The sequence below is a fragment of the Peptococcus niger genome, assembly GCF_900101835.1.
GTDB classification, from domain to species: domain Bacteria; phylum Bacillota; class Peptococcia; order Peptococcales; family Peptococcaceae; genus Peptococcus; species Peptococcus niger.
On the sequence record NZ_FNAF01000001.1, the window covers coordinates 165,545 to 178,188 of the forward strand.

Genomic DNA, 12,644 nt, shown 5'->3' on the forward strand with positions numbered 1-12,644 from the left:
CGGATTAAAAGAACTGCTCTGTCTTTAAAAACCGTAAAAATTCTTCATTGGCTTGCGTTTTAAATTTTTTCTTATGGTAAACAATTCTAAAGCGTCGTTTAAACTCTTCTTCTTTAAGTTTGACCATCGCCAAGGTCCCAGCCTTTAAATCATTTTTGATGGCCCAACGCGACACAATTGTGAAACCGTAACCGCTTTTCACCGCTGTTTTTAGGGCGGTGGTGCTGCCCAGGCGCATCATCACATTTAAATTATTTGCGGAAAAACCGGCCAGCTTAAGATGGTGTTCAATTTCAGCCCGCGTGCCCGATCCTTTTTCTCGAGAAATAAAGGGGTATTTATCCAATTCAAAAACGGATATGCTGTCATGTTTTGCCCAGGGATGATTAGGACTGGTGATTACCACCAATTCATCATCTAAAAATGGAATGGATTCCAAATCTTTTCCAACCGGTGGTCCCTCTACCAGACCCACATCCAAAGTTGTACCGTGAATGGCCATTTCAATTTCATCTGAATTAGACACATCCAGGGATAGGGTTACTTTAGGGTGACGTTTTTTAAAGGTCCCAAGAATATAAGGGGCAATGTACTCACCAATGGTATTACTTGCCCCAATGCGCAGGCGACCAATGATGGTACTGTTCAGCTCCTGCATATCTTTTTCAAGATGCTGCTGCATATTGTTCATTTCTGTCGCAAATTTATAAAGCAACTCACCGCTTTCCGTCAGTATAATATTGCGGCTGACGCGGTCAAAAAGACGCGTACTGTAATGTTCTTCCAACATTTGAATTTGAAAACTCACAGCCGGTTGCGTTAAAAATAAGGCTTTTGCTGCCTTTGAAAAGCTTTTCTTTTCAACAACCATTAAAAAAACACGAATGCTATCATTTAACATCTGGCCACCCCCTTACTTTTGTTCCAAAATTTTTTCTAAGTCTGCTTCCGCCAAGTAGTGAATGAAATGACTGCAGGCTTCTGATTCAAAATGGTTCTCATTGAGCAAAATATTAAATCGACGCGGCATTTTTAAGTCCTTTATCCGGACAATAGAAGCCATCTTGCCTTCCACCATATCTCTAGCAGCCCACTTGCTCATAACGGAGATGCCCAATCCGCTGATGATGGCAGATTTAATCGCCGTAATATTGCCAATCTCCATGATGATGTTTAAAGATTCAACGTCAAATTCCGCATCAATGAGGGCCTGTTCAAAGACCAAGCGGCTACCGGACCCCGGCTCCCGAATGATAAATGGCTCTCCTGCCAGTTCATCCAGCGTCACTTCTTCACGTTCTGCCCAGGGATGCGTTATCGGAACAACAATCACCAATTCATCTTCTAAGATGCTCTGAAACATTAGTTCATCGTGTTTGACTTGACTTTCCACTAAACCGACGTCCAGATGGTTTGATAACACCAATTCTTCAACGTGCTTCGTATTATAAATTTCTAAGGTGATATCCACATCCGTATATTCATTTTTAAAAGCACAAATAATATAGGGCATAATATATTCACCAACCGTTCGGCTGGCGCCAATCATCAAGGTGCCCTTGACATGTCCTGTCAATTGCTGCATTTTACGTTCCAACTGACTTTGTAAATCATTCATTGATAAGGCATATTCCAGTAAAAGTTCACCAGCTTCAGTCAATTTGACATGGCGGTTTACACGGTCAAACAACATGGTTTGATAATACTGTTCCAAGGTTTGTATTTGAAAACTGATGGCCGGTTGCGTTAAATTCAATGCCTTAGCGGCCTTCGAAAAATTCTTTTTATCAGCAACGGTAATAAATACCTTTAAGCTGTCACTTAACAAAGAGTTTCCTCCTTTAATATTCTTGTCTATCCAGCAGCTTATCAATGATTTGGCAAAAATGAGGGGGTGGCGGTGCAAAAATAGAAATCCATTGATTGAGCTGTGGATGGAAAAATTGCAATTGCCAACTATGTAGAGCCTGCCCCTTGAAGCCGTATGCCTTTTGTCCTGGAGCATATGCCCAATCCCCTATGCAAGGGTGTCCCAGGGAAGCCATGTGTACCCGAACCTGATGGGTTCTTCCCGTCCATAAACGAACCGCTGCTAAAGAAGCCTCATCAGTGCAAATCAATGCATCGATATCACTGACAGCGGGCCGGCCGGCAGGATTAATTTCTCGTTTGTATGGGTGGCCGGTAATCCGTGCAATTGGCGCATCAACCCGTTTAAATGCAAAAGGCAGGCAGCCATGCACCAAGGTTAAATAGCGTCGCAACACCTTATGTTGGCCAAAGTCTTCAGCCAGCTGGGCGTGCGTTTCCATATCTTTTGCAACCAGCAAGGCACCGGAGGTGTCTTTGTCCAATCGGTGGACGATACCCGGTCGAAAATAATCGGTCCCCGGCGATAGTCTCGTATGGGCAAGCAATCCATTTACCAGGGTCGCATCATCGCAGGGGGTTGCTGCATGCACCAAAAGGCCTACCGGCTTATTGACAACTAAAAGCCACTCGTCCTCATAAAGAATATCCAGCGGCATGTCAACCGGCGTCAAGTCAATTGGCTGCGGTGCAGACCATTCAATACCATCGCCACATGTCAATTGCCGGCCGGGTTTGCGAACGACTGCTCCATTAAGGCGTACCCGTCCTTCTTTCACAGCCTTTCGAATGGCCGACCTGCTTTCACCCATTTGTCCGGCGAGCCATTCATCCAAGCGTTGCCGGTCTTGTACCCCGTATTGAAATTTACTTGTTTGTGGACTTGTTTTCATCTTTAAAAATAAACACCGCCATCAAGAAAACACCGCAGGTAACCGCAATATCAGCTACATTAAAAATTGGAAAAAAATGAAAGTCAATAAAGTCCGTCACACTGCCCTTTACAATACGATCAATTAAATTGCCAAGAGCGCCGGCGATAATCAACCCTGTCGATATTTCCAGGAGAAGGGATTGATGCTTATTCTGATGACGATACCATAAAAGAAAAGCCAAGAGCAAAAAAGTCAATGCGATGAATAAAACCCGGCCACCTGCCATAATGCCAAAGGCCGCACCTCTATTTTCAATATAGGTGAGGGACATCAGCGAAGAAGTGATCGGTATGCTCTGACCTAAATCCATTGCATCCCGTACCAGCCATTTGCTAACTTGATCTAAGCCCAACATTAAAACGATAATACCCAAAAATTTAGTTTGCATATAGAACTCTCTAGATAGCCTGTGCCATGGCCAGTAAGTTAGCAAGCCATTCGCTGATACCCGGCAAATTCATTGTAATGATATTTTTCAAAATCATACCAACGATGGCCAATACAAGGGCTAAGCCAATGGTGCTGCCCAAGCCTCTGGCCAAGCCGATGAGGAAGTTCATAAAAAGCAACCGGTAAGGATGTGCCAAATAGCTTGCATATTCAGCCAAGCGCGCTTTTTCCATAGCAGAAATAAGCTTATTAAACTGTTCCTGATTAGACCCGTTACCATCCGCCAGATCCTGAAGCTCTTCTTTAGCCTCCCGGTAGCGAATGTCCGGTGACTCCCCCATTTTACGCTTGCTAAAAAATACCACAGCAGATCCTCCTGTTTTTAATTATTAAGTGCATGTATCGGCGCCGGAATCCGCCCACCACGGGCTATAAAAGCGCTTGAATCATAGCGACTGATGTCCATAATCGGTGCATAGCCTAATAAACCGCCAAATTCTACTTTATCCCCTACAGATTTACCTGGAACAGGAATAACGCGGACAGCAGTGGTTTTGCGGTTAATCATCCCAATGGCCGCTTCATCGGCAATCATAGCAGCAATGGTGGAAGCCGGTGTATCACCTGGAATAGCAACCATATCAATGCCGACGGAGCAGACCGACGTCATTGCTTCCAGCTTACTAAAAGACAGGGCGCCTTCCTGGGCAGCCCGAATCATTCCCGCATCTTCGCTGACCGGTATAAAAGCACCTGATAATCCGCCAACATGCGAACTGGCCATTGCGCCACCTTTTTTTACAGCATCATTTAGCATGGCTAGGGCTGCTGTCGTCCCATGCGTGCCGACCCGTTCCAAGCCGATGGCTTCTAAAATATCCGCAACCGAGTCCCCCACGGCCGGTGTCGGGGCCAAAGACAAGTCTACAATGCCAAAGGGAACGCCCAAACGGTCTGCGGCAACACGACCGACCATTTCACCGCTACGGGTAATCTTATACGCCATGCGCTTAATATGTTCCGCAATAACATCAAAACTTTCTTTTTCCCGGCCTTTAAGGGCATTCAATACCACACCCGGCCCACTTACGCCAACACTTAAGACAGCGGCCCCTTCGCCAATGCCGTGAAAGGCGCCGGCCATAAAGGGATTATCTTCAACGGCATTACAGAAAGCCACAAATTTGGCGCAGCCCAAGGCATCATTTTCTTTGGTGCGCTCCGCTGTTTCTTTAATAATATCTCCTAAAAAAGCAACGGCATCCATATTGATGCCGGCTTTACTGGACCCGACATTCACCGAAGAACAGACCAAATCTGTTTCAGCTAAGGCTTCCGGAATAGATGCAATGAGCTCACGCTCTGCGTCGGTCATCCCCTTCTGCACCAAGGCACTAAACCCGCCAAGGAAGTCCACACCGACGGTATGGGCTGCCTTGTCTAAGGCTTTGGCAAGGGCGACATAATCACGCTTATCACAAGCTTCACCTATAATCGAAATCGGTGTTACAGAAATTCGTTTGTTGATAATGGGAATACCGTATTCAGCGGAAATATCTTCCCCTGTTTCGACCAAATGCTCGGCATAGCGTGTAATCTTATCATAAATCCGACGCGCAACATCATTAACATCTCTTGATATACAATCGCGCAGAGAAATCCCCATAGTAATGGTTCTAATGTCTAAATTTTCATCAGAAACCATATGGATGGTTTCAAAGATTTCAGTTGGTGTAAGGCTCAGTTTCATTGGCGGCTCCAATCTATACCCGATGCATAAAATTGAAAATATCTTCGTGCTGACAAGTAATTTGTGTTTTTGTTTCTTTGGCAATCGATTGTAAGGCCTGGTTTAAATCGCCTAAACTGATTGTCGCTTCAGAGATATCCACAACCATAATCATGGAAAAGAAACCATCAATAATGGTTTGGCTAATGTCTAAAATATTAACATTGTTTTCCGCTAAAGCGGTGGATACAACACTGATGATGCCTCTATGATCCTTGCCCACAACTGTAATAACAGCTTTTGTACTTTGTGTTTCCATAGGCCCTCCGAAATTAGGACAGGTGTTTTTGAACAATGTAGCGAATGATATTGGAGCGGCTGACGACACCAACCAATTTACCATTTTCTTCAACCGGTACTTTTTTTATTTTCTTTTTGCCGAGCACACGTGCCACATCATCAACGGCTTCATTGATGTCAACGGTGATGGCCTTGGTGGTGGCCAGCTCCATAACATTGATTTTTAAAAGGTCTTCCAATTTTTGGTCGAAACTTTCAATATCATACCAGACGGTAATGAAGCTTGTCATATCAATGATACGCGGATCTTGTTTGGCAATGAATTTCATAATGTCGCCATCGCTGATAAAGCCGACAATTTCACGATTATCATTGATAATGGGCAGTCCACTGGTTCGTTTATCCACTAAGATTTTCAATACATCAGCTATGGTATCGTTTTCATTGGCCGTATAAACATCCGTCTCCATAATTTTGCTAATTGGCTCTGCCATGAAAATCCTCCTCTTCATTTGAGTAAAGCATAATTTTTATTTATAATACCGCAAGTTAATTCATTTGTCCAGTAGCTGGCGGTTTGTTTAAATACAATTGATAAAATGTGCACCTGCTTGACAGCAAGTGCACATTGGCCATAAATTTATTTATTTGCTTACTTCAACTGACCAGCCAAGTCTGCAGAGAGATCAAGTTCACCCACTTTTTTACCCTCTTTAATAACAACAACTGCGGCATGCTGGTTATCATTTAATTCAATGCCAAACTTCGCCGCCAATGTTTTCTTGCGCGTATAGTCAGCTTCCATGGTCTTATAATGGCCACCGGCTTCTGCAACGGCTTTATCCACAGCATTCACCATTTCTAAGCTGTCATCATAATCCGGCGTCCAGAAAGACAGTAGGACCGGTCTATCGGAATGCATGATATTTTCCTGGAAATCTTTCTGCTCTTCAATGAAGCGTTCAGCAGCCGTCGCAGCTGTTGCACCATCACCAACAGCCGTCGCGATTTGCCGCAAGTATTTATCTCGAACGTCACCGACGGCATAAATACCTTCCAGATTGGTTTCCATTAAATTTGTCGTCGGGATATAACCACGAGAGCTGGTTTCAATCCCGGTGCCTTCCAAGAACGCGGTTTGGGGCACTAGGCCGACAAAGAAAAATACCCCTGAGCAAGCCAGGTCGCTAATTTCACCTGTTTTAACGTTTTTAACCTTAACGCCTTCAACGCCATCATCGCCGTAAATAGCGTCCAAAACAGAGTTCCAAACGAAGTTCATTTTCGGATGCTTAAAGGCACGTTCGGCAGCCTGTTTATTGCAGTCCAAAACACCTTCATCGTGTAATACGATGACCGTAATCTTTGAAGCAAACTTAGCAATAAACATGCCTTCTTCAATGGCCTGGTCACCACTGCCGACAACGACAACGTGTTGGTCTTGGAAAAATTCCGCATCACAGGTGGCACAATAAGCAACACCATCACCGGTAAATTCTTTTTCACCGGGGATACCAAGCACACGAGCTTCAGTACCGGTAGCGACAATAACAGCCGGTGCCATGTATTTGTTTTTACGTGTGGTTAGAACTTTAACATCATCGCTGAAGTCAACACTTTTTATATTTTCACGTGCAATGGTAACACCAAATTTCTCAGCGTGTTCGCGCATGATATTGGTTAAGTCCGGCCCTGTCGTCTCCGGAAAGCCGGGGTAATTCACAATTTCACGCGTTGTAAAGGCGCGACCGCCGACACTGCCTTTCTCAATAATCAAGGTATTCAGCTTCGCACGTCCACCATAAATACCGGCAGCCAGCCCAGCAGGGCCACCACCTAAAATAATCAAATCATAATGTTTTTCATTTAATTTTTTCTCAGCCATTAATGCCTACCTCCACGTCTGCACACAGAAAAAATGTATGGATTATATTAACGCTACTATTATAGCAGATATTGTGACGAAAGCCATAGGCGTTCAGTTTACCGGCAAAGCTTTTTCTATTTAATCCATTGATTTATTTTATTCTCCGGCATGAGCCAACGGTTTCACCAGAATGTGGTCGCATATTTCTTTCGGCACTTCCAGCTGACCGGCACCAATCTGAACCAGGGAAGCCACTGCGCGTTTTAAAACGATAACGCTCATACCCACATGAGCACCAATCTGTTCAAAAATCCCCTCATTATCAATGGCGACGATTTCCCCCAAAGCGCCTTCCTGTAATTCAGATAGGGTGCACGTGTGCAAGGGTTTAGCGACTCGTTTCATGATCATTAGAACCTCCTTCAGACAAGGGCCTGGCCAAGCGATACAATTCTGTGATTCTATCGGCCCGCAAGACTTGCTTAATAACATCGCTTGTTATTTCTTGTCCGGGCATAATTATCACCTGCCCATATTCATTGACAATCGGGCGAGACACGGTTTGTCCGGCAAGGTCATTTAATACGGCTTCCACATCTCGATCATACCGTTGCCGTGATGTGCGCTCAATCACTTGATCAAAGAAATCACCAAGCTGTCTGTTAATCTTGGTCGTTAGCCGATTTAAATCGTTAACCATCTCATCATAGTTAACATTTTTGACCCGGTCACTTATTTTCTCACCAATTTCATTCCATTGTTCACCGATTTTATTGATGAACTCTTCGGATTTTTGCCTGCTCTTATCTTCCTCTTTATCATCCTTGCGATGCAGGGCCTCTTTGTAGAGCCTTTCATCAGCCGGTGAAAAGCCAACTGTGTCGCTGTCTATCTGGCAGATAAGGGCATCTGTTCCAATACGACTTATGGTCAACACGGACAGGACCGCTGGTTTACTCATTTTTGCCATGACAAGTCCGCCGCTCAAAAGGAATTCAAGCAGGCGCCCTTCCCGATCAATGGCCATATCAATGACTTTACCAATCAAAACGCCATCCTCATTGATGACCGGCAGGCCAATTAAGTCTATGCCGCTGACCTCACCGCCCTTATCCACCCCGTCAATGACAATGACATCTCCGGCAAAGGCCTTAATGGCCTCTTTAGGAATAAAGCCTTGAGCCTCAGATGGTAAAATGCCTGTCAGCCCTTGAGTGCTTCCATCAAATAGCCAGGTCGAAGCTACGTTTAACAAGGTACCGGAGGTCACATCAATGATATCTTTAGCCATCAGCTGTCGTACGCTGTATTTAAGGGTTCCCATATGAACACGCCTTTCCTTTTATTTTTTGTGCACTGCTCTTTTTTCCATTGATTTGCAAACTTGGATAGATACTTCATAGAGAACAAGCATCGGTAAGGCCAGCATCAGTTGACTCACTATATCCGGCGGTGTCAATATGGCCGCCAAAAATAAAATAATGATGACAACATAACGCCGCCACTTTTGCAATAAAGCCGCTTGGACAATACCGGCTTTGCCCAATACCCAGGCAAGCAGCGGCATTTCAAAAATAAGCCCAAAAGGCAGCAAAAACCGCCCTACAAAGTCCAGGTAATAATTGGCCGTAATTTGCGGCACAAACTGACCACTGAATTGAAACAGGAGAATTTTCAAGGCCGGCTTTAATACCAATATATACCCAAAAGCAATGCCTGCTAAAAATAAAATCGTGCCTAAAAAACTGACGACCAGCAACAACCGCCGCTCATTTTTATACAATGCCGGCAAAATAAAAGAATACAGCTGCCATATAACAATGGGGCTGGCCAGCACCAGTCCCGCTAAAATACTGATTTTAAAATAGGCTATAAACGCTTCTGAAACTCCGATAAAAATAAGTCCCTGGCCATCGCCTTGAATCGGTGCGACAATCCATTGCATGAGGACTTCCCGCCATAACCCAAAACAAAGCATGGTTGCCAAGCCGATGGCAACCACACTGATCATAATGACGCGGCGCAATTCTTTGAAATGAGCGGAAAGCGTTAATTCTTTTTCTGCCATGCACGCTCCTCACTTTCTTTACTCATCCAAGTCATTTTTATCCGTATCATTTTTAGCAAATGTCGGTTCTTTGATAAGATCTTTCAAGTTTTGTTCACCGACATAGCGATTTTCGCGAATTTTTTTCAGGCCTTCCTTTAAAGAATCATCATCCAAATCCTCGGACAAGGTTTCCTTTAAATCGTCGGTCATCCCGTTCATGGTCTGCCTGAACTCTCTCACAATCTTTCCCAATTGACGCGCCGTCTGTGGCGCTTTATCCGGCCCTAAGACAAGAACTGCGGCGAGTAGAATCAGCAGCAGCTCGCCAAAGCCAATGGCGCCAATCATCATTTCTCATGACCCTTTTGCTCATCTGCCTCAGCCTCATGATCGGAAGAAGGCTCTTTGTCTTGTGACACTTCCTCCTTAAATTCACGTACCGATTGGCCTAATGACTTACCTACACCAGCCAACCGCGAGCCGCCAAAAACAACTAGGGCTACGACAATCACAAGTAAAAGCTCCATGCTGCTGATCAATCCAATAACCAATTTATTCACCCTCTCTCACTATGGCAGCAAACTGCCGCCGGGTCGACTTATAAACTTTTCAACAAGGCTAATCGTTCCTGTACTGTGGTCAAGTCGCCTTGATAAGTTTCCAATTTTTGTCGTTCTTGTGCCACCACCTCTGCCGGTGCTTTGGTCACAAACCCTTGATTGCTAAGTTTCCCGGAAAGCCGTTTCAACTCACCCTGAAGCCGTTTTTCTTCTTTTTCCATCCGGGCAATTTCTTCATCCAAATGAACCAAGTCTTTGAGCGGGAGGAAAATTTGAACACCTCCGCTGACTGTGCTAACCGCTTGTTCGGTTAGCTGATTATCTGCACTGACTGCAACATCTGAGGCAAAGGCCAGGAGCTGGAAGGCTTCTTTTTGGGCCTCAAAAAGAGCCCGCATATCAGCGTCATCACTCACCAGATAAACAGGAGCGCGTTTGCCGGTGGGCACGTTCATATCGTGCCGCAAACCGCGAACGGCTTTGACAGCATCCATAACCATTTGCATCTGCATTTCCGCTTCAGGATCTTCCAGCTGGTCTAAGGCCGGCCAGGCCGAAACCATAATGCTCTCGCCTTCATGCGGCAACTGCTGCCATAATTCTTCTGTAATAAAGGGCATGATCGGGTGGAGTAAAACCAGGGCATCCCTGAGGACAATGGCCGATGCCTGCTGGGCTTGCAATTGAGCTTCTGCCCCTTCTTTTCCATACAAGCGCGGCTTGGCCAGCTCAATATACCAATCACAATATTCATCCCAAATAAAGTCCATAATGGTCCGCGTTGCTTCACCCAATTCATAGGCTTCCAGAGAAGCGGTAACGTGGGCAGCAACTTTTGCCAACCGGGCAGCAATCCAGCGATCGTACAAATGCGTCGGTTGGAAGGAGCCGGCCAATACAGCTTGATCTTCCGGCTGGTTCATCAGGACAAAGCGTGCCGCATTCCAGAGCTTGTTGGTGAAATTACGGGAGGCTTCAATTTTTTCTTGGCGATACCGCGTATCATTTCCCGGCGTTGTCCCGGTTACCAAGGTCATCCGCAAGGCATCTGCCCCATAGCGCTCAATTTCTTTCAAGGGATCGATGCCGTTGCCCAAGGATTTGCTCATTTTGCGCCCTTGTTCGTCTAGAACCAGGCCATGAATCAGCACATCGTTAAAGGGCTTTTCGCCGGTCAATTCATAGGCATCAAAAATCATACGGGCAACCCAGAAGAAAATAATATCGCGTCCAGTAACCAAAACACTCGTTGGATAAAACATCTCCAAATCGGCCGTTTTTTCCGGCCAACCCAGCACCTCAAAGGGCCACAAGCCGGAACTGAACCAGGTATCTAAAACATCCTCATCCTGGTGCAGTGCTTTTGACCCGCAAGCCGGGCACACGTCAGGGCCTTCCATTTCACAAATGACTTCCCCGCAATCAGCACAAGTCCAAACCGGGATACGATGCCCCCACCAAAGCTGGCGAGAAATGCACCAGTCCCTAATATTTTCAAGCCAAGCTGTATAAATTTTGGTAAAACGCTCCGGCACAAAGCGGATATCTCCGCGATAAGCAGCCTCCAAGGCCGGCTTCACCAATTTATCCATCGCCACAAACCACTGCTTGCTGATCCGGGGTTCAATGGCCGTATGACAACGATAGCAATGACCGACAGCGTTATCGTAGTCTTCAACCTTTTCCAAGCTTGACGTGCCTTGCAAATCAGCAATAACCTTCTCACGACAAGCAAACCGGTCCAAGCCTGCATAGGGACCGGCAGCTTCGGTCATATACCCTTTTGCATCCAAGACTTCACAGAAGGGCAAGCCATGACGTTCCCCTACTGCAAAGTCATTCACATCATGAGACGGCGTTATTTTTAAAGCCCCGGTCCCGAACTCCCGGTCAACATATTCATCGGCAATAATCGGAATCTCCCGTTCAATAATCGGGATTAATACCTTCTTCCCTTGCAAATGCTTAAACCGTTCATCTTCCGGATGAACCGCAATTGCCACATCCCCAAAAATGGTTTCCGGACGGGTGGTGGCAATTGTCACGTGATCAGACCTGTCAGGGGTGTAATAATTCAAATAGTATAAGTGGCCATGGTGATCTTCATGTTCCACCTCTATATCAGAAATGGTTGTTTCACAGTGGGGGCACCAGTTAACAATATAGTTGCCTTGATAAATCAAGCCCTTCTGATAAAAATCGACAAAAGTTTTGCGGACTGCACGGCTACAAACGTCATCCATGGTGAACCGCTCCATGCTCCAATCACATGACGAGCCCAGCTTGCGAATCTGTTGAGTGATCGCTTCACCGTATTCGTTTTTCCATTGCCAACACCGCTCAATAAAGCCTTCGCGGCCGATTTCCTCTTTGCTGATGCCGGCCTCGCGCAGCATATTTTCAACCTTTGCCTGCGTTGCAATACCGGCATGATCCGTTCCTGGAACCCATACGGTATTGTCGCCTTTCAGCCGATGATAGCGGATGAGAATGTCCTGCATTGTATTGTCCATGGCATGGCCCATGTGCAGGCGCCCTGTCACATTTGGCGGCGGCATGACAATGGTGAAGGGTTGAGCCCCCGCATCACGCGACGGTTTAAAATATCCCGCCTGCTCCCAAACATCGTACCATTTGGCCTCAATTGCCGATGGATTGTACGTTTTTGCCAATTCTTTCGCCATAATTTACCCCTCCTACTAAAAAAACAGCCGCCCCTAAAAGGACGACTGTTCGCGTGGTACCACCTTTTTTTGATCATAAGATCCTCAACGTTGGTAACGAAACGACCCGGAGCCGTTCCCACGGCCCACCTCAGGAGCGACCTTCAAGCAGTTTAACATCCGGCCTTTTCAGCTCCAGCCAGTCTCTGTAATGCAAGTCCTGCTCTACTCTTCTCCATCATCGGCATTTATTATTTTCGCAATTATAACCGATATTTTTC

Annotated in this window: 15 protein-coding genes and 1 other annotated feature; all 15 genes read right to left on the bottom strand. The window is 45.7% G+C overall.

What is annotated here, in order from left to right:
- Positions 1–4: 4 nt before the first annotated feature.
- The 15 genes from BLQ16_RS00870 to BLQ16_RS00940 all read right to left on the bottom strand — a co-directional run bounded on the left by BLQ16_RS00870 (position 5) and on the right by BLQ16_RS00940 (position 12,384).
- Positions 5–901: a selenium metabolism-associated LysR family transcriptional regulator gene (locus tag BLQ16_RS00870; protein ID WP_091790870.1), complete on the bottom strand. Its 897-nt coding sequence runs from the start codon at positions 899–901 to the stop codon at positions 5–7.
- A 12-nt stretch (positions 902–913) separates the two neighbouring features.
- Positions 914–1,828: a selenium metabolism-associated LysR family transcriptional regulator gene (locus BLQ16_RS00875; protein WP_159427922.1), complete on the bottom strand. Its 915-nt coding sequence runs from the start codon at positions 1,826–1,828 to the stop codon at positions 914–916.
- A 13-nt stretch (positions 1,829–1,841) separates the two neighbouring features.
- Entirely contained in the window at positions 1,842–2,762 is a 921-nt protein-coding gene (locus BLQ16_RS00880; protein ID WP_091790872.1) for an RluA family pseudouridine synthase, read from the bottom strand.
- On the bottom strand, positions 2,737–3,192 hold the full coding sequence (lspA, locus tag BLQ16_RS00885; RefSeq protein WP_091790873.1) for a signal peptidase II: 456 nt from the start codon (positions 3,190–3,192) through the stop codon (positions 2,737–2,739). The genes BLQ16_RS00880 and lspA overlap by 26 nt, the downstream gene beginning before the upstream one ends.
- 10 nt (positions 3,193–3,202) lie before the next feature.
- Positions 3,203–3,559, bottom strand: coding sequence for a DUF5665 domain-containing protein (locus tag BLQ16_RS00890; protein WP_091790874.1), 357 nt, complete (start codon positions 3,557–3,559; stop codon positions 3,203–3,205).
- A 17-nt stretch (positions 3,560–3,576) separates the two neighbouring features.
- Positions 3,577–4,944, bottom strand: coding sequence for a PFL family protein (locus BLQ16_RS00895; protein WP_091790875.1), 1,368 nt, complete (start codon positions 4,942–4,944; stop codon positions 3,577–3,579).
- Positions 4,945–4,957: 13 nt separating this feature from the next.
- Positions 4,958–5,242 (bottom strand): ACT domain-containing protein, encoded by a 285-nt coding sequence (locus BLQ16_RS00900; protein ID WP_091790876.1) that lies wholly within the window; start codon positions 5,240–5,242, stop codon positions 4,958–4,960.
- Between the two features lie 13 nt (positions 5,243–5,255).
- Positions 5,256–5,717, bottom strand: coding sequence for a CBS domain-containing protein (locus BLQ16_RS00905; RefSeq protein ID WP_159427923.1), 462 nt, complete (start codon positions 5,715–5,717; stop codon positions 5,256–5,258).
- A 158-nt stretch (positions 5,718–5,875) separates the two neighbouring features.
- Positions 5,876–7,108, bottom strand: a complete 1,233-nt coding sequence (gene trxB / locus BLQ16_RS00910) for a thioredoxin-disulfide reductase (RefSeq protein WP_091790878.1) — start codon at positions 7,106–7,108, stop codon at positions 5,876–5,878.
- A 138-nt stretch (positions 7,109–7,246) separates the two neighbouring features.
- The gene (locus BLQ16_RS00915; protein ID WP_159427924.1) at positions 7,247–7,501 is read right to left on the bottom strand and encodes a FeoA family protein; all 255 of its coding nucleotides are present in this window, start codon (positions 7,499–7,501) and stop codon (positions 7,247–7,249) included.
- On the bottom strand, positions 7,479–8,414 hold the full coding sequence (locus tag BLQ16_RS00920; RefSeq protein ID WP_091790880.1) for a PRC-barrel domain-containing protein: 936 nt from the start codon (positions 8,412–8,414) through the stop codon (positions 7,479–7,481). The genes BLQ16_RS00915 and BLQ16_RS00920 overlap by 23 nt, the downstream gene beginning before the upstream one ends.
- Positions 8,415–8,432: 18 nt before the next feature.
- Positions 8,433–9,158, bottom strand: a complete 726-nt coding sequence (gene tatC / locus BLQ16_RS00925) for a twin-arginine translocase subunit TatC (RefSeq protein WP_091790881.1) — start codon at positions 9,156–9,158, stop codon at positions 8,433–8,435.
- An 18-nt stretch (positions 9,159–9,176) separates the two neighbouring features.
- Positions 9,177–9,491 (bottom strand): Sec-independent protein translocase protein TatB, encoded by a 315-nt coding sequence (gene tatB, locus BLQ16_RS00930; RefSeq protein ID WP_091790882.1) that lies wholly within the window; start codon positions 9,489–9,491, stop codon positions 9,177–9,179.
- Positions 9,488–9,691 carry a twin-arginine translocase TatA/TatE family subunit gene (locus tag BLQ16_RS00935; RefSeq protein WP_242868922.1) on the bottom strand — a complete coding sequence of 68 codons (204 nt, stop codon included), beginning with the start codon at positions 9,689–9,691 and terminating at the stop codon, positions 9,488–9,490. The genes tatB and BLQ16_RS00935 overlap by 4 nt, the downstream gene beginning before the upstream one ends.
- 47 nt (positions 9,692–9,738) lie before the next feature.
- Entirely contained in the window at positions 9,739–12,384 is a 2,646-nt protein-coding gene (locus BLQ16_RS00940; RefSeq protein ID WP_091790883.1) for a valine--tRNA ligase, read from the bottom strand.
- A 34-nt stretch (positions 12,385–12,418) separates the two neighbouring features.
- Positions 12,419–12,614: a binding site (T-box leader), on the bottom strand.
- Positions 12,615–12,644 lie beyond the last annotated feature (30 nt).

Coding starts and splice junctions, on each gene's coding strand:
- BLQ16_RS00870 (WP_091790870.1), bottom strand. CDS start 901: ATGTTAAATGATAGCATTCGTGTTTTTTTAATGGTTGTTGAAAAGAAA.
- BLQ16_RS00880 (WP_091790872.1), bottom strand. CDS start 2,762: ATGAAAACAAGTCCACAAACAAGTAAATTTCAATACGGGGTACAAGAC.
- lspA (WP_091790873.1), bottom strand. CDS start 3,192: ATGCAAACTAAATTTTTGGGTATTATCGTTTTAATGTTGGGCTTAGAT.
- BLQ16_RS00895 (WP_091790875.1), bottom strand. CDS start 4,944: ATGAAACTGAGCCTTACACCAACTGAAATCTTTGAAACCATCCATATG.
- BLQ16_RS00900 (WP_091790876.1), bottom strand. CDS start 5,242: ATGGAAACACAAAGTACAAAAGCTGTTATTACAGTTGTGGGCAAGGAT.
- BLQ16_RS00905 (WP_159427923.1), bottom strand. CDS start 5,717: ATGGCAGAGCCAATTAGCAAAATTATGGAGACGGATGTTTATACGGCC.
- trxB (WP_091790878.1), bottom strand. CDS start 7,108: ATGGCTGAGAAAAAATTAAATGAAAAACATTATGATTTGATTATTTTA.
- BLQ16_RS00915 (WP_159427924.1), bottom strand. CDS start 7,501: ATGATCATGAAACGAGTCGCTAAACCCTTGCACACGTGCACCCTATCT.
- BLQ16_RS00920 (WP_091790880.1), bottom strand. CDS start 8,414: ATGGGAACCCTTAAATACAGCGTACGACAGCTGATGGCTAAAGATATC.
- tatC (WP_091790881.1), bottom strand. CDS start 9,158: ATGGCAGAAAAAGAATTAACGCTTTCCGCTCATTTCAAAGAATTGCGC.
- tatB (WP_091790882.1), bottom strand. CDS start 9,491: ATGATGATTGGCGCCATTGGCTTTGGCGAGCTGCTGCTGATTCTACTC.
- BLQ16_RS00940 (WP_091790883.1), bottom strand. CDS start 12,384: ATGGCGAAAGAATTGGCAAAAACGTACAATCCATCGGCAATTGAGGCC.